The organism is Pseudoalteromonas byunsanensis, from assembly GCF_001854475.1.
Classification (GTDB): Bacteria; Pseudomonadota; Gammaproteobacteria; order Enterobacterales; family Alteromonadaceae; genus Pseudoalteromonas; species Pseudoalteromonas byunsanensis.
Window position 1 is genome coordinate 24,032 of the sequence record NZ_MNAN01000018.1, and the last position, 19,936, is coordinate 43,967.

25 protein-coding genes are annotated in these 19,936 nt (G+C 41.6%); 21 read left to right on the forward strand and 4 right to left on the reverse strand.

The window, feature by feature from the left end:
- Nucleotides 1-18: 18 nt before the first annotated feature.
- Entirely contained in the window at nucleotides 19-489 is a 471-nt protein-coding gene (locus tag BIW53_RS02250; RefSeq protein WP_070990196.1) for a hypothetical protein, read from the reverse strand.
- A gap of 8 nt (nucleotides 490-497) precedes the next feature.
- Nucleotides 498-1,406, reverse strand: a complete 909-nt coding sequence (locus BIW53_RS02255) for an endonuclease/exonuclease/phosphatase family protein (RefSeq protein ID WP_139158763.1) — start codon at nucleotides 1,404-1,406, stop codon at nucleotides 498-500.
- Between the two features lie 404 nt (nucleotides 1,407-1,810).
- Here BIW53_RS02255 and BIW53_RS20775 point away from each other — a divergent pair, with 404 nt between their 5' ends.
- From BIW53_RS20775 to BIW53_RS02265, 4 genes are all read left to right on the forward strand, one after another.
- The gene (locus BIW53_RS20775) at nucleotides 1,811-1,987 is read left to right on the forward strand and encodes a hypothetical protein (protein WP_175442072.1); all 177 of its coding nucleotides are present in this window, start codon (nucleotides 1,811-1,813) and stop codon (nucleotides 1,985-1,987) included.
- A 78-nt stretch (nucleotides 1,988-2,065) separates the two neighbouring features.
- Nucleotides 2,066-2,224: a hypothetical protein gene (locus BIW53_RS20780; protein WP_175442073.1), complete on the forward strand. Its 159-nt coding sequence runs from the start codon at nucleotides 2,066-2,068 to the stop codon at nucleotides 2,222-2,224.
- Between the two features lie 19 nt (nucleotides 2,225-2,243).
- Nucleotides 2,244-2,780 carry a hypothetical protein gene (locus tag BIW53_RS02260; RefSeq protein ID WP_070990198.1) on the forward strand — a complete coding sequence of 179 codons (537 nt, stop codon included), beginning with the start codon at nucleotides 2,244-2,246 and terminating at the stop codon, nucleotides 2,778-2,780.
- A 6-nt stretch (nucleotides 2,781-2,786) separates the two neighbouring features.
- Nucleotides 2,787-3,146 (forward strand): hypothetical protein, encoded by a 360-nt coding sequence (locus tag BIW53_RS02265; protein ID WP_070990199.1) that lies wholly within the window; start codon nucleotides 2,787-2,789, stop codon nucleotides 3,144-3,146.
- Here the strand turns inward: BIW53_RS02265 and BIW53_RS02270 are convergent.
- The gene (locus BIW53_RS02270) at nucleotides 3,143-3,622 is read right to left on the reverse strand and encodes a helix-turn-helix domain-containing protein (RefSeq protein ID WP_070990200.1); all 480 of its coding nucleotides are present in this window, start codon (nucleotides 3,620-3,622) and stop codon (nucleotides 3,143-3,145) included. The genes BIW53_RS02265 and BIW53_RS02270 overlap by 4 nt on opposite strands.
- A 95-nt stretch (nucleotides 3,623-3,717) precedes the next feature.
- Between BIW53_RS02270 and BIW53_RS02275 the strand changes: the two genes are divergently transcribed.
- From BIW53_RS02275 to BIW53_RS02350, 17 genes are all read left to right on the forward strand, one after another.
- Nucleotides 3,718-3,990: a helix-turn-helix domain-containing protein gene (locus BIW53_RS02275; protein ID WP_070990201.1), complete on the forward strand. Its 273-nt coding sequence runs from the start codon at nucleotides 3,718-3,720 to the stop codon at nucleotides 3,988-3,990.
- A 56-nt stretch (nucleotides 3,991-4,046) separates the two neighbouring features.
- On the forward strand, nucleotides 4,047-4,424 hold the full coding sequence (locus BIW53_RS02280; RefSeq protein WP_070990202.1) for a hypothetical protein: 378 nt from the start codon (nucleotides 4,047-4,049) through the stop codon (nucleotides 4,422-4,424).
- Complete coding sequence (locus tag BIW53_RS02285; protein ID WP_070990203.1) at nucleotides 4,417-4,893, forward strand: hypothetical protein; 477 nt, start codon at nucleotides 4,417-4,419, stop codon at nucleotides 4,891-4,893. Before BIW53_RS02280 ends, BIW53_RS02285 begins: the two co-directional genes overlap by 8 nt.
- A gap of 11 nt (nucleotides 4,894-4,904) precedes the next feature.
- Nucleotides 4,905-5,042 carry a hypothetical protein gene (locus tag BIW53_RS20785; RefSeq protein ID WP_175442074.1) on the forward strand — a complete coding sequence of 46 codons (138 nt, stop codon included), beginning with the start codon at nucleotides 4,905-4,907 and terminating at the stop codon, nucleotides 5,040-5,042.
- A complete protein-coding gene (locus BIW53_RS02290) occupies nucleotides 5,039-5,308 on the forward strand; it encodes a hypothetical protein (RefSeq protein WP_070990204.1) in 270 nt (89 codons plus the stop codon). The genes BIW53_RS20785 and BIW53_RS02290 overlap by 4 nt, the downstream gene beginning before the upstream one ends.
- Nucleotides 5,305-5,613, forward strand: coding sequence for a helix-turn-helix domain-containing protein (locus BIW53_RS02295; RefSeq protein WP_070990205.1), 309 nt, complete (start codon nucleotides 5,305-5,307; stop codon nucleotides 5,611-5,613). Before BIW53_RS02290 ends, BIW53_RS02295 begins: the two co-directional genes overlap by 4 nt.
- 2 nt (nucleotides 5,614-5,615) lie before the next feature.
- Nucleotides 5,616-6,536, forward strand: a complete 921-nt coding sequence (locus tag BIW53_RS02300) for a hypothetical protein (RefSeq protein WP_070990206.1) — start codon at nucleotides 5,616-5,618, stop codon at nucleotides 6,534-6,536.
- The gene (locus tag BIW53_RS02305; protein WP_070990207.1) at nucleotides 6,533-8,314 is read left to right on the forward strand and encodes a DDE-type integrase/transposase/recombinase; all 1,782 of its coding nucleotides are present in this window, start codon (nucleotides 6,533-6,535) and stop codon (nucleotides 8,312-8,314) included. Before BIW53_RS02300 ends, BIW53_RS02305 begins: the two co-directional genes overlap by 4 nt.
- Nucleotides 8,315-8,318: 4 nt before the next feature.
- Nucleotides 8,319-9,464, forward strand: coding sequence for an ExeA family protein (locus BIW53_RS02310; RefSeq protein WP_070990208.1), 1,146 nt, complete (start codon nucleotides 8,319-8,321; stop codon nucleotides 9,462-9,464).
- 3 nt (nucleotides 9,465-9,467) lie between these two features.
- Nucleotides 9,468-9,785 carry a hypothetical protein gene (locus tag BIW53_RS02315; protein ID WP_070990209.1) on the forward strand — a complete coding sequence of 106 codons (318 nt, stop codon included), beginning with the start codon at nucleotides 9,468-9,470 and terminating at the stop codon, nucleotides 9,783-9,785.
- A complete protein-coding gene (locus BIW53_RS02320) occupies nucleotides 9,778-10,452 on the forward strand; it encodes a DUF7168 domain-containing protein (RefSeq protein WP_070990210.1) in 675 nt (224 codons plus the stop codon). Before BIW53_RS02315 ends, BIW53_RS02320 begins: the two co-directional genes overlap by 8 nt.
- A gap of 8 nt (nucleotides 10,453-10,460) precedes the next feature.
- Entirely contained in the window at nucleotides 10,461-11,078 is a 618-nt protein-coding gene (locus BIW53_RS02325) for a DUF3164 family protein (RefSeq protein WP_070990211.1), read from the forward strand.
- 11 nt (nucleotides 11,079-11,089) lie between these two features.
- Entirely contained in the window at nucleotides 11,090-11,731 is a 642-nt protein-coding gene (locus BIW53_RS02330; protein ID WP_070990212.1) for a gp16 family protein, read from the forward strand.
- Nucleotides 11,724-12,119 carry a Mor transcription activator family protein gene (locus tag BIW53_RS02335; RefSeq protein ID WP_070990213.1) on the forward strand — a complete coding sequence of 132 codons (396 nt, stop codon included), beginning with the start codon at nucleotides 11,724-11,726 and terminating at the stop codon, nucleotides 12,117-12,119. Before BIW53_RS02330 ends, BIW53_RS02335 begins: the two co-directional genes overlap by 8 nt.
- A complete protein-coding gene (locus BIW53_RS02340; protein ID WP_070990214.1) occupies nucleotides 12,113-12,295 on the forward strand; it encodes a hypothetical protein in 183 nt (60 codons plus the stop codon). Before BIW53_RS02335 ends, BIW53_RS02340 begins: the two co-directional genes overlap by 7 nt.
- 194 nt (nucleotides 12,296-12,489) lie before the next feature.
- Nucleotides 12,490-13,086, forward strand: coding sequence for a hypothetical protein (locus BIW53_RS02345; protein ID WP_070990215.1), 597 nt, complete (start codon nucleotides 12,490-12,492; stop codon nucleotides 13,084-13,086).
- A 452-nt stretch (nucleotides 13,087-13,538) separates the two neighbouring features.
- Entirely contained in the window at nucleotides 13,539-19,286 is a 5,748-nt protein-coding gene (locus BIW53_RS02350; protein ID WP_070990216.1) for a M4 family metallopeptidase, read from the forward strand.
- A gap of 176 nt (nucleotides 19,287-19,462) precedes the next feature.
- Here BIW53_RS02350 and BIW53_RS02355 read toward each other — a convergent pair whose 3' ends face one another.
- A complete protein-coding gene (locus tag BIW53_RS02355) occupies nucleotides 19,463-19,846 on the reverse strand; it encodes a hypothetical protein (protein ID WP_070990217.1) in 384 nt (127 codons plus the stop codon).
- Nucleotides 19,847-19,936: the final 90 nt, after the last annotated feature.

Sequence of the window (19,936 nt, forward strand, 5' to 3'; positions counted from 1 at the left end):
AAACTGGGTTAATAAATGCTATTCGCGATTAGGTTCAATTGGCTTTAGTTTATAATGGAGGTCTGGGCTACGGGCGATGTCGCTTAATATGCTCAGTAAGTCGTCTTTATCTCTGGCTGTTTTCCTTACATCACTATATTTGATAGAAAGAGGGTAGCTAACTTCACCATATCTTATACAGAATAAAGAGATTGGACTGTGAGTTGGGGCTTTGACTTGCACTTCAGTCCAGCCAGTAGACTCCTCTTTCACTTGTAAGTCCGCAAGGGTAGGCATTATTACTCTCATTGGTCTTCTAGTTGGTTGGTGAACTCTAGTTGGTGCTTCGACTTTCATTTCACCTTTGAATTTTAATGTCAATTCGATCTGCAAAAAAGTTGATAAATTCTGTATGAAATCTTCAAATATTTCATTGATTTCTTTTTTATTGTTGTCATTTTCTGCTGCTCGTTCTTTACCTTGCTGTAGAGACTGTAAAAAATCATTCATATTTCGGCCTAAACTTTATCAATTGTGCATATTATGGGGAAATGATCTATATGACTATCTTTGCTACTAAAAGCTTCATATATGTTTTCGTCATAGATTACACCCGTTTCGTATTCATTTAAATACCATGGCCCATCGCTGACTAAGCTTGATGAAACTAAGATTTGATCGAAAGCATTCCATTTTGATTTTCTGTCTTTTTTGTAATAGTAAGTACCAGAAGGGAATTGCTGAGTTGCGTTGTCTAACGATAGTTGCTCTTCAGAAGTAAGACTTCTCCAAAAAGGATTATAAATAAATTGTGTCGGGTAATATCGACACATCTCATGGCATCTGGTTGCATTTAAATCATCTGTTAAACAATCCTCAAAAGGGTTTGCATTAAAATCCCCCATAAAAATTACATTATTGCTTTCATTTATGAGTTCTTTGGCATCATTCCAAAGGAAGCTTGCAGCTTTTCGTCTGAGGTCTTTAGATTCGTATAGCCTGCTTGGCCAATGAGCCAAATAAATAAAAAATTCGCTGTCATTATCTAAATCATTTACACATATTAATTGAGCAACTTTGATGTTTGTATTTGCGACTCTCTCTTCAAGCACTCTTTGGGGGGTAACTTCAAAGCGTTCTTGATTATAGATGGCTATACAATCAAAGCGAGATCTGCTAGTACTGGTTTTTGGGTAAAGGTCACATAAGCCAAATTTAAATTCGGCCAACCTATTGTGCAGTTCGTTAAAGTCATCATCATCGACTTCACATAGACATAGGAAGTCTAAAACGTGAGCATCAAAAAGGTAAACGATATACTCGACGAGCATGTCATAATTTTCGGGGCTAGCTCTAGAGGATGCTCTGGAAGCCGCGGGTGATAGCCCTATATTCCACCAGCAAAACCGTAATTTATTTGAATTCATATACTAACTGTAGTTATAAGTATTTATATAAATAGCCCTATGGCCGCTACATAGATCTAATTACTTGGTAATGTTTAGTCAATGTAACACATCAAAGCGAAAAAGAGCGCAGCTTACTATAGTGAAATAAGCGCAGCCCTTTAAAGTTAAATTATTGTGTATAACTATATATCATGAGTACATTGTTTTGAGAATTTGTGTTGTTACTGAATCCTATTAATTTAAAGGGATAATGAATAATTTCATGAGTACGGCAGCAAAACACTATACTAAACATTTGGTGTAGTGTTATAGTCCTGTTAACGGATTTAGTAACCAATCTAGCGACAGGATGTTGTTCTTACCTCCTTATGTCTGCAACTTTGGAACTATCACAAATTTAATTTGGTATTTGAGACGTTCAAATGAAAAAGCAACTGATACAAACTCTATCTAGACAACAACTTAATCAAGTAATTGGTGGAAGCGCTGGTACAGGAGATCAAGGTGGTCCTCCTATACGTTTGTTAGGCAACGGTGGCGGCACTGAACCCGGTATATTGGCGTCAGGTGACGGAAACTGGCCACCATCACGTAGATGATTTATTAATTTGGTTTAAATGAGCTTTATATGTTTAATGTTATGCTGTGTTTCCTTATTAACATCTTGAGGTAAGAGAATGAACAGTCAATTAAGTAATAAAACGTTACCATTAAGCGAATTAAAAAAAGTACATGGAGCATCGGGTGGCGGTGCTGGTGGCGGTTCTGAGCCACAAGTAGCCAAAGCTAACTTTTCATTTAAACCAGAATTATCAGGCACAAAAGTAGACGGATAAGTTTGCAATGAATGCAATCATGATAACTATCGACTGGATGGTGATAGTGAGCAAAATACTAGCGCTCTTTGCGCTAGTATTTTTTGCTAAACATTCAGCAAAACAGATGTTCATTGGCAAACCAAGTATGGATATTAGGGAGCAAGTTGAGCACTCCTTGTTTGTATTGGTTGTTTCGGCCTGTCTCTTTCATTTCTTTGGACGATTGGCTGCCGATGCTATTTTGTCTGCTGATATGAGTACGCACGGAAAGCGGCAGCTATATTACTTTTTCTTTAGCTTACATGAGTTGTTATTCGTTGTAGCTATTATCCATTGGCATAACGTTAAGCGCTGTGAATTAGCAAAAATAACAAGATATATTTGTTATTTGTCGGCAATGACGATTTGCCTACAGTTGTTACGTTATGCGGATCGAGTGATATTTGAAGCCAATTACTTAGAGTTTGTTTATCGAATTGGTATTGCCATGTCTAACAGTCTGGCCGCGCTATTGATTTTGATTTATCCATTAACGCGCACGGCTCGGCTTATACCAGATAATAAATGGAGTTAAACACGAATGGACTTAGATTGGTTTATTTTCATAAATATTGCCATTGTCTTTTTGTGGGCCATATATTTAATCAATAAGATTTACCACACTAAAGCTAAAGCCAGTCGGTTAGATCTGATTGATAACTCAGAGAATGTCATTTCACTAAGAGCAAGCCAGCATCAACAAGCCTTAGAGGAAAGTAGCAAGTTACTGATGCAAAGCAAATATTTGAGTGAATTTGTTTTTGAAGGTGTGAGCCAAGAAACTCTTTTGCTGCTAAACGCAAGCTTTCGACGAGAACGAGATGCCAGTATAGCAAAACTCGTAAGGTTGGGACTTTTAAACCCAACCCATGAGAAACAAAAAATGCTCGGTAAAAACTAGCTACTTTCTCGCGTTAACTTGGCAATCTCCGAAATGGTGCTAGCGCTGACCTTTCCCGTTAGCTCTGCTCTAGCTATGATCTCAGCAGCTTTCACTATATGCTTATAGTTTGTAATAGCATCCAGTTTCCCCTCAAGTAATGCTTCCGCACTTTTTAAGTCGTAAACCGTTTTTATAGCCTCACCAGCGGCATGTGTTGCCACTTCAACCGCTCGCTCTATATCAATCCCCGTAGGTCCAACTGTTTGTATTCCTGACCTATTACCCGTCAATACATACATGCAGTCAAAGCCCATGGCCGCTAATTCTGCAAGCTTGTCTGAAGGGATCGCAATAGAGCTTTCCCAACGGCTGATCTGTTTACTAGACATACATAAAAAATCTGCAACCTCTTTTTGGTTTAGATTCAAGCGTTTACGTTCATCCTTGAAATTTGAGCAGACATTTGTGTCTGTTTTTGTTGTTTTTGAGGACATATATGTACTATTATCAACTCGACAGTTAACTAAACCCTTTTGTTTACCGTTCGCCAAAACATCACAAAAGGGTTCACATAAAAAGGTAATGTACTATGAAACCCAATGAAATTAAACAAGCGATTGCTGAGCAAGGCTACACGCTTTCAATGATTGCGGAAGTTTTAGAGGTAAACCTATCTAATGTTTCCGGTGTTGTTTGTGGACATACACAGTCAAAACGTGTCGCAGACTTTATAGCCAAAATCATTGATAAACCAACCGAAGAAGTGTTCCCTAATGTGACGTCGTATGCTCGACCAAAAGTGCTTAGAGGCATGGCGCGTCAACAGGGAATCGCTCAACTTCAGCAACTTTTGGCCTCGTAAGGGCTAAGTAACCAACTAACCATCATTTGAGTTACAGAACTTACAGGAGCCAAACAATGAATAATATCCGCTTTTGCGTAACACAACGCAATCAAAGCAAACAAAGCCGAGTTTTGTTGTTTGTACAGTCTATTAACTACAACCCTGCGTTCAATGTGGGCGTATTTACCCAGCTCAAAAAGCAGTTTACGGATGCTATGCGCACTAACTTGGGTATGTGTAACGGTACTGGGTTTATCGTCAATACACAGCCATTCAAGGCAATTATTAAACTGGTAACTAACGTAGTTGGTTTGCATGGTTTGATCCCCCGTTTTCAAGATGATCAAATTCTAGCCAGTGCGATCTACGTTTGTGAAGTTCCAAAAAATGTATGTTTTTGGAATGGTTTTTTAGCATCTTGCCACTTGCAAAATGGAGGTTGCCATGACTAAGCCAAAACGTAGGCAGTGGAGCCGCATAGTTACTCGCAGTTTGCCGGAATCGCTACAAATATGTAAGGAACATGCGCAGGCCACTCGTAATATGAGCGTACCACGTATAGCCGACAGAACGGGTGTAAGCACCGATATGCTGTACAAATATTTGGGTAGTGGCGATATGCCATCGAGCTTACTCATCCCTTTCATGGCTGCAACTGGCAAAGAATACCCATTGCAATACATGGCACACAGTTTAGATAAACTGTTGATTGATATGCCAACAGGTAAAAAGCCATCTATGCCAACGCTAAACCACCTAAACCAATTCGCCAATCAAGTGATCGGTATGGTGATGCAGTTAGAAGAAGGCGGTGGCAATGCCCAGCATGTGGCTGACCAACTTGTATTACTTATGCAGGATCTTGCCTACCACAAGCTCGAAGCTGAAAAGCTCGACGACCCTCAACAACCCCTTATTTAGGAGCAAATAGCATGACTATCAAAGACCAAGTTACGTCTAAAAAACAGCAAAACTGCCCTAAATGGTTGGGTAAACGAGACAGCATAACGATTTATTTAATGAACATGGACCAGCTAAAAGCATTGGTAAATCAAGGAGACAGATCATGAGTTTACTAACTAGCCCTATAAAATTTGAGCACATCACCAAAGAGCATGGTTTTGTTCAAGTGCAATGCCAATGTTGCCAAGTAATTGAGCGAGCAACACGCCTTGATACACACCCAATGAGTTGGCTATACGCGGCAAACCATATTGGTTGGCGACATGTGGCGAGCGAAGCGTTTGATATAGATGTGGTATGCCCTGATTGCGTGAGCCTATTTAACAACCCTAGGCAAAAGCCATATAAACCCGCCATGAGGAACGCCATATGAATAGCCAATATACCAGTGATCAAATACAGCGCGTTTTAAGATTGGTTGAGCTAATGGCTGGCCACGAAATTGAAGGTATTGAACCGAATCAGCTAGCGAGTGAACTGCAAACCAGTAAAGCCGATGTAACGCGCTTACTTGCAAACCTTTCGCAAGCAGGTTGGGCCGAACGCTTGCCAGCAAATGAGAAACGTTGGCGGCTTCACAAAAAGCTTGTGCAGCTCAGCAATACCGTTGATCACAACATGAAAACGGTACTACGCAACCTACAAATTGAACGTAACAACTACAGTGTGTTGGGGTAGTTATGACAACAGAAATTGCACCACAAACCGAAAAGGCCATAGTTGAAGGCAGAGATATTCTTGCGTCTAAGCAAGATGTTCTGCTTAAACTCGGTCAGGCTCAAGCATTTAATTTTGCGGCCAAACTACTGACTGTCAGTGAACTTAAAATTCTACATGATATTAAAGAATCCAAGGCATACAAGGGGTTAACCTACATTGCCGAAAGTGGGGAATTACTGACGGTCAGTAATTGGGGGGATTGCTGCAAGCACATTTTACGCAGCAGCCAGCAGCATGTAGATGAAAAACTGAGCAACCTACAGAAATTTGGCGAAGAGTTTTTCGAGCAATCTCAGAAAATGCAGCTTGGTTATCGAGATTTACGCGCTTTGCGCCAGTTGCCCGAAGACGAACAGCAAAAAGTTATTGAATCCGAAGCCGTTGAGACAGGTGACAAAGAAGCGGTTAAGGAGTTAATAGACGAGCTAAAAGCTAAACACGCCAAAGAGTCTGACAAGCTAAAAACTGAACTTAACGCAACTGAAACACAGCTAAAGGCAAGCCGTGAGCAGTCAAATAAAACTGCGATTGAGTTGCAACAGGTTAGAGAGCAACTGGAAGTTAAAAAGTTCTCAGTAGATCGTTGGCAAGGTGACACCAAACAGTTTTTTGAGGCGCTAACATCAATCCATAAGCAAGTACGCGAAGGGTTTAACCAGTTAACGTTACTTGGTGAGCAGCTTGAAACCTTGACTCATTTGGACGAAAAAACATACGAAGCGGCGCGCTCGGCACTGTATGCCGATAGCAAAGTATTGCTGAGCCAGTTGGCGCACGTATGGAATGAGCTATATAGAAGCTACGGCCATTTAGATGATGCAAAGCCGTCTGGTGAATGGCTTGCCGAGTTAGGCTTTGAGGGAATGGAGGTGATCGAATGACTTCTTTATCTCTCGACTATTGGGGTGAACAACTCTCCAATGCCAAGCATGGGCAAAAAGGCAGCATACTCCAACAAGCTTGCAACACTCTGGGGTTGAGCAAAGATGCGCTGTACCGCCGTTTAAAGGCTAATGGCTGGCAAAGCGGCAAAGCAAAGCGTGTTGATGCTGGCACCACCACAATGGATGAAGAAGCCATTAACATGATGGTGGCCATCTTAAATCAAGGCGTTCGTGATAATGGTAAGCGGATCATGGACATTACCACGGCCAAATCAATCTTGGTGGCCAATGGCTATAGGTGCCTAAGTACAAGCCAGATAAGCAGAGTACTCGCAAAACGAAATTCTGCTGTTAGCGCGTTAGATAAAGCTAAGCCACATGTGCAAATGCGCAGCCTTGCCCCTAACCATGTACATCAAGTAGACCCTAGCTACTGCTTGCTTTATTACCCACCGGGTAGAAAAGGAAAAATACAGCGTTATGCAAACGATGCAGAGTTTTACGCGAATAAGCCTGAAAATATAGAGCGTATTAAACATTTAAGAGTCTGGCGTTATGTATTGATTGACCATAACAGTGGCGCTTTGCGTGTTCGCTATTATGAGTCAGCGGGTGAGACTCAAGCCATCATGTTTGATTTTTTAATGTGGTGTTGGAAGCAGCAGCAAGGCTCACCCTTTATGGGCGTTCCCCAGATTTTGTTATGGGATAAAGGCAGTGCCAATACTGCTAAGGCGATCACCAATGTGCTTACCGCGCTTAAAGTTAAAAATATCCCGCATGAGGCTGGCAACCCAAGAGCCAAAGGCGCGGTTGAAGTAGCTAATAACATTGTTGAAAAGCAGTTTGAAAGCCGCATTTTGTTTGAGCCTGTTGGCAGTGTTGCGGAGTTAAACGAATCAGTATGGGCATGGCAAGAAGCATTTAATGCCGACAAAGTGCCGGGTATGAACTGCAAGCATAGCCGTCACAAAAAAGCACGTTTTGATGTTTGGCTTAACATCTATAAGCCTGAGAATCGCGATTATTTGCGTATGTTGCCAGACGAACAAATATGCAGGCTTTTGCTTACTAGAACCGATGAAGATAGAAAGGTTCAAGGTGACTTAACCATCAGTTATGTACACCCTCGAACTAAATCAAAACTGGTCTACGACCTCGCTGACTTACAGCATATTAGTAATGGGATCAAAGTAACGGTTAGCCCCATCATAGTGGGAGATTCACCAGACTTACTCGTTGGTGTTAAGACACCATTGGACGAATTGGTGTACCACCAAGTTCAGCCTATTGAGTTTGATGTAAGTGGCTTTAGAGCAGACGGGCCAGTGATTGGCGAAGAACATGAACGCCATGCTGATACCCAAATCCAAACAGCGTCAAAAGAAGCGGATCGCCTCGCATTTCCTAACTTAAGTGAAGACGAAATTAAAAAAGCCAAAAAGGCCAAAGTTGCACCTTTTGAAGGTCGCTTGGTTGCGCATTCGCACCTTAAAGAGGTTGAACACGAAGCTCGGATCACGCCTAAAGGAGAAACCATCTCACCTGATAGCCCCATTGCACAGCAAATCAGTGATGCACCTAAGCGTAAAGGCAAAGTACTGGACTCAATCGACTTGCGCATGATGGTTGCCCAATGCTTAGGCCGACCATTACGAGTAAACGAGATTGACTGGCTAGCAAGTCAAGAAGTTGTAGAAACGGAAGTAAACAACGTTGTAGAGCAGTTGCATATGGGCATAGCGGAAACCCCAGTGCTGAAAATAGCGAGATAGCAGTTTGAAGATAACAAAGCTTAGCCATGTTTTAGAAGTACTGGGAGTTAAGCAAGCCCAAGTAGTAAAAGCGCTAAAAGCTAAAGGTTTCACCTTTAGCACCGCAAGTTTTAGCCGTGTATGCACGCATGCAGAGTGGCCAAAAACCTGTGATACCAATGCGTTACAAAAAGCTATTACAGAGTACTTAAAAGAAGCAGGCGCGACAGACCTGCAATTAAATGACCTTTTTAGTTGGTACGAACCAAACCAAAAAGTATCGCCAGAAGTAGATTATGAAGACCCGGAGCCTGAAATGTTAACCGCCAATGCAAAGAAGTTTTTTAAGTTACACCGTGACCCATTTGAAAATGAAATAGCGAGTGAAGCCGATGTATTTTTGATTGAATCTCACCGCATTATTTTAGAAGACATGCTCAGTGCTGCCAATGCAGGTAGCATGATAGCGTTGTTTGGTGAATGTGGTAGTGGTAAAACGATTATACGCCGTGCGTTTATTCATCAAATTCAACAAGATCACCCTGACGTTATTTTAATTCAACCCGCCAGATTAGACCGCCGTAAGATCACCGCTGAGTCTATATCAACAGCGATTTGTAGAGCACTACAAATTAAACATCGCCCCAGTGCAGAAGAACGAGACGCCGCGATTGAAGAGGCATTGATTGAAAGTGCCAATAACGGTCATTTACACCTGATGGTCATTGATGAAGCGCACGATTTAAACTCTGATGTTATTAAGTTGCTTAAGCGAATTTGGGAGCTAACCCATGGGTTTCGCAGGGTTATGGGGATTGTATTAATCGGCCAAAATGAGCTGCAAAAAAAGCTTAGCGGTCAATATGTCCGTGAGTTTACTTGGCGCTGTAACCAAATAAGGATGCAGCCGTTGGGTATGCAAGTTCCTGCTTATATAAGGCATAAGTTTAGCCGTGTTGGTATCAATGCTGATCGCATCTTTACCGAAGACGCAATGAGTGCAATCAAAGGCAAGTGTTATGGGCGTATTAAACACGGTATTGCTTTAGATGATATTGAGCTAGACCGCTCTTATCCTCTGAGCATTAATACTTGGCTTGCTAAAGCCATGAACCTAGCCGCTCAAATTGGCGAAAAGCAGATCACCGAAAAGCTAGTACAGAAGGTATAAGCCATGCAACAAGTTCAAATACAACTAACGGGCATGGCCCAAGTGCGAGTAAGTAAAACGGTTACTGTTTCTCAAGAACACGCAAAAACGTTATTGGCTGATGATGGCGCAATGCAAACGCTGTTAGCAAAAGCAGTAAATGCACAAGTAACTGGCTGGGATAACGTGTTTGGCCAGCGTGAAATCGTAGTGATCGCAGAACCAAAAGGTTTGCGTTGCTTAGAAAATGGTTGTGGCTGGGTTGGTGAAAGCGTAACGGTTTGCCCCAAGTGTCAGGGCGATAAATTTCATCAGTTTCAGGAGGTAACAAGCCGTGGATAAGCGAATTTTATATAAGATAAAAAAATGCTTAGCGTTGGCCAAATCGGCCAGCAATGAAAATGAAGCGGCAGCCGCTATGCGCTCAGCTCAAGCGCTCATGGATAAGTATCGTATTAGTGCTGAAGATGTGGGTTTTTCAAATATTAATGAAGCGAGTATTCCAGTAAGCATAAGTTGCGTTGTTACTTACAAGGCGAATTTTATTGGGCTGATTGAACGCGCGTTTGGCGTTGATGCCGTACTACGTAAGAGTGTGTTTGGTAATGAAATTCGCTTTATAGGCATACAGCCACAACCCGAACTAGCTGCATATTGTTGGGATGTGTTGTGGCCGAAGATGATCGCAGAGCGCTCAGCATATGTTGCAACTCAATCAAACCGTTGCAAGCGCTCTACAAAAATGGCTAGAGGAGACAGGTTCGCGGAAGGTTGGGTAAATGGAATTTATGCGCAAGTCACTGAGTTTGCGCGTACCGATGCTGAGCAACACCTTGTTGATGCGTATTACTCCAAACACTACCCAAACCTGAGTACAGCTAAAAGCATGACGCGTGGTAAAAAAGCTAATACAGGGAGTGCTACGCGTGATGGTTATAAGGCAGGAAAACAACATTTAATCAACCGCCCGATTAACGGCGAATCTCAACGACAACTATCAATGCAGTAGGTGAAGTGATGGAACAAGAATTTTATATAAATAGAAGCGGTTATAAAGTACCAGCAAGTAAGGTGAGCGACAACGACAAGGCGCAAAATGCGCTGGTGTTAGAGCTGGTGCAGCGTGCAAAGCAACTGAACGCAGAGCATGAACACTTTAAACGTGGTGTGTATTCGCAAGTAAACGACTTTATTGCTGATATGGCCCATAGCTACAACGTTGAGATTGGCGGAGCCAAGGGCAACATAACTCTGACCTCGTTTGATGGAAAAAGCCGCGTAAAAGTGGGAGTTGCTGACGACATAAGTTTTGGCCCCGAAATACTAATAGCAAAAGAGTTGTTTTTAGGTGTGGTAAATGGGTTGCTGGAAAAGCTAGACGACGAAGCACAGCTAATAAAAGACATAGTAATGAACGCGTTTGAAACCGACAAAGAGGGCCAGTACAGCAAAGCTAAGATAATGGAGCTGCGCAGTAAATACCGATATAGCCATAAATCAGACGATTGGGCCGCAGGTATGCAGGCAATAGATGACGCGTTTATTTTTGGCTCGACAAAAACATACGTACGGTTTTATGAACGCAACGAGCTGGGCGCATGGATTCAGATCCCGTTGGTTAGTAAATCTCTATAAAGGTGGTCCCCATGAAAATGAGTAAATCACGCTACATTCAATTGATACACGTAGGCCAAGGTCAACTGGGTTGGGATGATGACTTATACCGCTCAGTGCTGGAAAAACTGACTGGCAAAGAAAGCTGTAAGGATATGAATGTTACGGAGCTTAAAAGTGTTTTGGATTACATGAAAGAAAACGGCTTTAAGGTTGTTACCAAAAAGCGCAGTGGCAAAAACTCGCCAATTACCCGCGATAAAGACGATAAAACTCAGCTCGACAAACTGCGCCAACTTTGGATTGCGATGAAATATCGCGGCTATATAAAGGAAGGCTCAGATCAAGCGTTACTGAACTGGTCAAAAAATCAGGCAAAGCGCTTGAATAAGAGCGTGGCGATTGAGCGCTTGGAATGGCTACAGCCAAAAATGCTTAATGCGCTAATTGAACAACTTAAAAGTTGGTATGTAAGGGTAATGGCAAAAGACATGGACGAACTTGCACCTGACTTAAAAGCTCTTCCTTTATATAAGGAAGAGCAAGTGACAGCTCAGCGGTATGTATTTGACTATAGCGGCAAGTTTCAACGCTGTAATGTTGAACAGCTAGAGGCAGCTTTGAACTTCACAGGCCAAATGCTGGGTAAATATAGTGGGGTGCGTAATGTCTAATTTAGATCATGTGGAATTGGGCAAAGCATCTGAACGTGCTGAAGGTATGCTATTTACCATTTTAGAGTTAGTAGCCGAAGGAACAAAAGAGGCGCTAGGTGAAGACGAAGCAACTAAACTGGGCTTAGATGTAGTAGACACCGTGCGTACAACATTTGGCGGCGAATATGTTTATGTATGTAAAGGCCGTAAGCTGGATGCAATGCTCAAGAGCAATCAAATATGGGCCGAGTTTAGAGGTAACAACCATCGAGAACTTGCCAAAAAATTTGGCTGCTCAGTTCAGTGGGTTTATACGGTGATCAGAACCAAAAACATGATCTTATACGGTGATGCTCAGGGTGACTTATTTGAAGGGTGTAATAATAAAGGACAAGCAACATGCTAATAAAGGAAGAACAAGATCGAATAGCCCTTCATTATATAGCTGGGTTTTTAAATTCATATGGCTGCAATTCGCTAGATGACGTTGACGGCGCTTTACAGCATTTGATTGATACGGCCAAAGTTACACAGTCTCAGTACCGAAATGGCCAAGCTGAAAAAGCCACTTCAGTTAACTAACCAAACTAAAAGCGGCGTAAATTTCAAAACGCCGCTGACTTTTCATGATGTTTAATAGTTTATTCGGGTCAGAGTGCATCTGACAGGCGGGTGAGAGCTAGAAGCGGATATAAGAAACATTGATTTATTGAGACCATACAAGATAGCATACCTAGTAAGGTCTCGATAATAAGCGTTAGATTTCCAGAGGGCATATGGAGCAAATTTACGAATGGATAAAAATATTAGGTGGTAGTACAGTTCTGATTGCTACAAGTGCATATATTGCCAAATTGCTCGTTGAAGTTTCCTTTAAAAAAGCACTTGCCACATTTAAATCTGAGTTTGAAGCGGAAATACGTAAACGTGAAAAGTCGGTTGAAAAGCTGGAGGAGCTTCACGGCCTGTTAATGGAAATGTATCTTCGACTTTATGTTAAGCATTGCGATGTCATTGAAATGGTCAAGGGAGGAGCAACAGTCGAGTATGTAAGAGAGTATCTTGGCCATCAAGATATGGGGCAAAAAGCATTCATTTTACAAAGCAGGGTAAAATCTCTTGCTGCCATTTATGCTAGTGAGATTAATACAGACACTTTAAAGAAAACTGGTGAACTGATGAAACAAGCTTCTATATTTGACTCTAAACATAGAGAAAAATCATTAAATCAGGCTGATCTTGATGCACTGTCCAAGAAGTTAGAAGAGTTCAGGTTATCTGCAAATGAATATATGAGTAAAATCTGTGATTTAATTCACAAAAAATCTAACAAGCAAATTCATCCGATACCTAACAAGGGCGTTGTTGAGTAAAGTGTTTCAACAGCCCGCTTGTGGCTCATGAGCGGCCTTTAGATCTGATTGAGTCCTATACAGTTCTAGTTAGGGTTTATTCACATAATGTGAAACCAAGTTTAAAATAGTGTCTCACTCAATCCCGTACATTCCCATATGATCCCGGGGTTATCGCACAATCCTATAGTTAGTTTTTGTACATTAGATCAGCTCATGTCGCTAACCTTTTGCACGATAATTCACCTTGCGCAAAGGAAACGCTCTCACTGCGTTCGTTGTCGTTAACCCTTTGCACGATATTCACCTTGCGCAAAAGCTATGGACTTTGTCCATGATTTTGCACTAAATCTCTGCTTTATCAACCAAGGCTTACAGTCGTACTTGCCCTAAATTTAATCAATTAAATACTTGTTACCTACACCTAAATTCGAGACAATAATCGGGTTAATATTGGGATAACAGGAACATTAATGAAGATGAAACCGAATCTAGGTGTAGTTGCAGCGGCTACCCTATTTGCAGGAAGCACGCTGGCTGAAGAGTCTCAGTTGGTAACCCGGCATAATTACGATACAGTACAATCACTTATAGCACAGAATAGCTATGTGAGTAAGGGCAGTAAGAGCCAAAATATATTGAACTTTAAAAGGCTTCAAACTGCCGTATCAGCTAATCGCATGGCAAAAGGCGCAGATCATCCTTATCGACTTCAGCAGTACTATGGTGATACTCCGATTTGGGCACAGCAACTAAGTGTACAAGGGACAAATGGACATATTAGTGGTTTTTTTGTACAAAGCATCGATGAGGTTACATTACAAAAATCAAAAAACCTTAAGTTCGATGTTAACAAAGCAGCTCAAATAGCTTTAAAAAAGGCAAAGCTCGATAAATCAGTCTCTTATACTATTAACTCCAATCAGCGGTATGTGGTCATTCAATCTGGTGAGGCGAAGTTCGCACGATTGGTAGAGTTAGACGTATTAACTCAACAAATGCATTCCAAGCCAGTAGCATTAGTACTTGAATCAGATTACTCACTGATAAAACATTGGAATAATGTCCATAACGCAGAAGCGACAGGACCAGGTGGGAATACTAAAATCGGTCGCTATGAATATGGGAATGATTTTCCAGCACTAGTAGTGACACAGGTTGACAATACCTGTTACTTAGAAAATGACAAAGTCAAAACGGTTACTATGGAGTCAGGGAGTGAACCGAGTGAAGCGTTCTCTTTTGCTTGTAGCCAAAATACTCACAAAGAGATCAATGGTGCCTATTCACCATTGAATGATGCTCACGCCTTCGGTACTGCCGTTTATGATATGTACCGTGATTGGTACAATACAGCGCCTTTAACCTTTAAATTGTTGATGCGTGTTCATTCCGGTACAGGTTGGGAAAATGCTACTTGGAATGGTTATGCGATGACCTTTGGTGATGGCGCTGACAGGTTTCATCCTTTGGTGTCGTTGGATATCGTTTCACACGAAGTAAGCCACGGTTTCACAAGTCAGAATTCTGACTTGATTTATGCTGATCAATCTGGCGGTATCAACGAAGCCTTTTCTGACATCGCTGGGGAAGCTGCAGAATATTACTTAAGAGGTAGTAATGACTGGCTAACCGGAGGTGATATTACCAAGACAACCGATGCGCTTCGTTATTTTGAAACCCCCTCTAGAGATGGTGTTTCAATAGATCACGCTTCTCAATATTACTCTGGAATAGATGTTCACTATAGTAGTGGCGTATTCAACAGAGCTTTCTATTTACTATCGAATACCAATGGTTGGAACGTGCGAAAGGCGTTTGACCTGATGGTTAGAGCCAACCAGCAATATTGGGTTGCTTCATCGAACTTTGAAGATGGTGCGTGTGGTGTTATTAACTCAGCTATTGACCTTAATTATCAGGTTATAGATGTAATTCAAGCGTTCATAAATGTAGGCGTTGAGTGTAATAACATTAAATTTGTTGATGCTGACAATGATCTTATGGATGATAACTGGGAACAGCTTTATGGCTTGAACCCAACTGACCCCAATGATGCTCAGACTGATCTTGATAACGATGGATTAAACAATTTAAAAGAGTATGAATTAGAAACCAACCCGACTTTGGCCGATACTGATGAGGATGGTTTAACAGACTATGATGAATTCCATAGTCATCAAACAAACCCTACAAGTGCAGACTCAGACTCAGATCAAATGCCTGATGGCTGGGAAGTAAATTATGGTTTAGACCCAAACTCTGCTGCAGATGCTGAATTAGACCTTGATGGTGACGGAGCTAGTAACTTGCTTGAGTTTTTATTCGGGACTGAGCCGAATAACAGTGCGTCGGTTCCTGATGCAAGCAACGATATAAACATTGACTTTGAAAGTGGTGAGTTACCACAAACGATTGAATTTTCAGATTCCGCAGCTCCTTGGCAGATAACCAATGTTAAAAGTCTGGGAGCATACAGCTTGACCAACAACGACATCGATGATGGAGAAAATACCCATGCTGATATTCTGGTAGTCACAGATGGTGGTGTTCTGACATTTGACTATTTGGTAAGTACAGAAGAAAGCTACGATTATTTAAAAGTGTATGTAAATGGTTCTTTGATTCACAGAATGTCGGGGATACATGACTGGCAACAGTTCGACATGAATATGGAAGCAGGTTTGCACACACTACGCTTTGAATACTTTAAGGATTCTAGTGTTTCAAGCGGATTGGATGCGGTGTTTATAGATAATATTCAACTAGTTAGCCAAAATGGTGATAGTGACGAAGATGGAATGTCAAATGCGTGGGAGACTCGATACGGTTTAGACCCATTTGATGCTACAGACGCAAATAGTGATCTTGACGAAGATGGACTGACAAATATTCAGGAATTTAACTTGAGTACATTCCCAAATAATAGCGATTCGGACGGTGATTTAATGCCGGATGGTTGGGAGCACATATATGGTTTAAATCCTTTATCAGACACAGATAAAGATCTTGATTTAGACAATGATGGAGCCAGCAACATATCTGAATCTGTATATGGTACTGAACCTAATAATCCTGCATCAGTTCCAGACTTCTCTCAATTGTCACTATTCAGCTTTGAAAGTGGGGTGGTACCGGTTGAGTTTACCTCTTCAAATGAGAGTGAACCTTGGTTCGTAACTACCTTTAAAAGCAAAGATTACTTTAGTCTGACTAACAATAATATTGACCACTCAGAAACTACTTATGTGGAATATACATTTGAGTCAAGCGATGGGGCTTTATCATTTGACTACTTAGTAAGCACGGAAGAGAGTTATGACTTCCTCACTGTTTATCTAGATAACGAGCAAATATTGAGGTTGTCAGGTGAGCATGATTGGCAGAGCTTTGAACGAACGATAACTGCTGGCAGCCATAGAATCCTGTTTGAATATTCTAAAGATGGAAGTGTTGCTCGAGGTCTCGATGCCGTGTTTATTGATAACCTGAATATTTCAGGCGTAGAAAGTAACTCACAAGATAGTGACGAAGATGGTATGCCCGATAGCTGGGAAACCACCCACGGATTGGATCCAAATGATGCATCAGACGCAGCATCAGACTCCGACGGGGATAACCTAACAAACCTTGAAGAGTATAATAACTCAACCGATCCACATAATTCTGATACAGACAGTGATGGCATGTTGGATGGTTGGGAGGTGTTGTATGCGCTAAATCCGTTAAACGCTGCGGATGCATCTCTGGACAGTGATGCTGATGGGCTCAGCAACTTAGAGGAGTTTAATCTTAACTCTTTGCCTAATAATCAAGACAGTGATAGTGATGGGGTTCTAGATGTTGAAGACAGTGAACCTAGCAATCCAAATGTAGGTGAAAATGCGGCTCCTGAATTTGCTACCCTGGATGCTGTGACAATTGAAGCGACTGCTGAGTTTACCCAAATTGACGGTGTATTGCCATTGCCCGCGGCTACTGATAATGGTCATAGAGAACCGACGGTTTATTTGCTGGACAGAAAATCACTGCCTCTTGGTGAACACCAATTAATTTGGGTGGCTGAAGATTTTGTTGGTAACCGCGCGGAGGTTGTACAAACTGTAAACATTGTTGATACGACTGCACCTGTACTGGTGAGCGACTATATGCAGCTCAAAGGTAGAGATGAAGCTAGTTTCCTTCTCACTGTAAGAGAGAGCCAGATAGCTCATGATAGTGTTAGTGAGATAACGGGGATTGAATTGACGGAGTCTGTGAATTTCAACCCTGGCCGTAAGCAAGTATCACTCAAATTAACCGATGCTGTGGGAAATAGCGCGACCTACATGCTTGATCTTCATGTGTTGACTGAGCTACGTATCGCCCCAGAAACCTTTGTATACAGCAACTCTCAAGCAATCTTGAACTATTCATTAATTGGCAGGCCGGAAGCTGACTTCCAGTTGACGTTATCAAGCAGTAATGGATATTCAGAGTCTTTCAATGTTAAAGAGAATGGCAAGCTATACCTCAATGAACAGTTTCTTACAGACGCTGATCGTGTGTACGTTAGTGAAATCGGTACAGGTGAGGTGTTTGTTGGTCAACATACAGATTCTATTTTCAGTTATTCCGAGGCTGAGCTTACAATAGAGGTAGACATCAATGCTTGGCAAGCAGGTACGCCAATTACACTAGGTGATAAACAAGGTGACTTCATTTATATTGATTTCACGCTGGTGAATATTCCCCGAAACAGTGACTACGGCTTTGTATTTTCTGAGGTGCCTCATCAAGCGCTCGAAAGTATCGATTACAATCAGAATGTTGCGACAGTAGGAATTAACCCTGCAAACATCGAGGGTGATGAAATTGTACTGGTGGTAGACATGTCTTTAAATGGAGGATCACATAAGCGGGCGAAATACTCTTTACCGCTTGGTAATTCAATCGAGCTAGACGGACAGGCCGACTCTGACAACGATGGTATCTCGGATGCTGAAGAGGGGGTTAAGGACAGTGACCGGGATGGCATACCAGACTATCTCGATGATCAGCCTGATGTGACTTTAGCGAAACTTAATGACAACACCTACGTTAAGTCGACCAAAATAATAGATAGATTAAGAGTTGGAGCCGCTAAAATTGCGGGCACTGGATTTACAACAGAGGATGCTTCTATTTCTGATGAAATGGTTGCAAATTATTTTGCTGCTAATCAGTGGGATGCTCAGTTAACGGACGATCTATTTCAGTCGGTCAGTGAAATGATTAATCTAAATGTTGCAGTTGGCAGCCAAGGCGCTTCATCTGTACTTTACGTGCCAGTAAAGAACAGCTTAATAGCTGCGGACCAAGTTAGTGCTAGAGCACTCACTCGTACTGGTTGGCAGAGTGTTGAGTTGATACGTTCAGATATAGTGTTAGCCGATTGTGAGTCATGTTTAGGTATCGCCATCAAAGATGGTGCAGAAATGGACTTAGATGGTGAAGAATCGGGAAGCATTGAAGTCGTTGTTAAGCTTGCTATTGATAGACCAAACCAAGCACCTGAACTGGAGATAGCTGACTACCCAGACTTCATGAATGAGCGTTCGCAAATTATTTTGGATGTGAGTCAAACGGTAGACCCAGATGGTGACAGTTTAAGTTATGAATGGGCCTCGTCTGACCCTCGTTTAGAAGTATCTTTGACTGATGTTAATGGTGTCGCAGAATTAAAAGTTGGCGAAATTTCGGAAGATTTTTCGGCTGTTGTCACACTATTTATCAATGATGGACATGAGTTGTTTGAAACACAATTTACTATATCCGTGAAAAACGTTAACCGACTACCTCAGGTTAATTCACTTTCAAACATCACAGTACTGAGCGGTGAAAAGGTTACTTTGATTGCTCAGGCAAGCGATTTAGACGGCGATGTTTTGTCGTACCAATGGACTCAGCTAGGTGGTGTTAAAGCGGATATAGACAACCCTACTAGCGACAGCGTGTCGTTTGTTGCGCCAACAGTGCAAAAACAGTCTGAACTAACCTTTAAAGTTACCGTAAGTGATAGTGTTGCTCAGAGCTCACAAGAGGTAACCATAACTGTTAAAGCTCAACACTCTACAAGTGGTGATGGCAGTAACGGGGGCAGTGACGATGGCGGCTCGGGAGGTAGCTTACATATGTTAATGCTACTATTACTTTCTTTATTTGTGTTAAGACAGATACAAATAAGGCGCTTTAGAGGCTGAATACTTTAGTAAGATTTTTTGTGGCTTTAGAGTCATGAAATTTTAGGACAAGAAGTAGATAAAAGCACTGGATGTCACCACTTTCCAGTGCTTTTTTATTGCCTGTAAAGCAACATCAGGCATATCACACGTAAATTAAAACTTGATTGTGCTTAGTTGTCTAATCACCGTTGCTTCTAACGATGCTTGCATTTTATTAGTAGGCTGGTCATCGCATCTTTTTTCAATTTCATAGCATGTTCATATTCTTCACGGTTACAGGTCAATCTGCCATAAATGTCTTTTCTGAGAATGGCGTCGGACATATTCATTTTTGGCTGATAAACTTTGCGATAGGTATTGAGCACAGCCTTACTGTCTCTGCCAAGTTTAGCAACAAGTATGCTGATTTCCTGCTCATTGATGTACTCTCCTCTCATTAAGGCTTTTCTGATTGGTTCGATAGCTTCATTGAACTCAATACGTCGGTCTCGGCCAATATTTAATTTGTAGCCTAGCCATGCGCCCAAGATAATGCCAAGAAACCCACCAACCAATAGTCCAAGAATCATTTTTGACATTGTTAACCCTCATAAGGAACTGCTACTAAGTTCACTTGTTACATAATGAGTTTAATAGGGAATTTCAGATATGGTATCTGAATTGGTAAA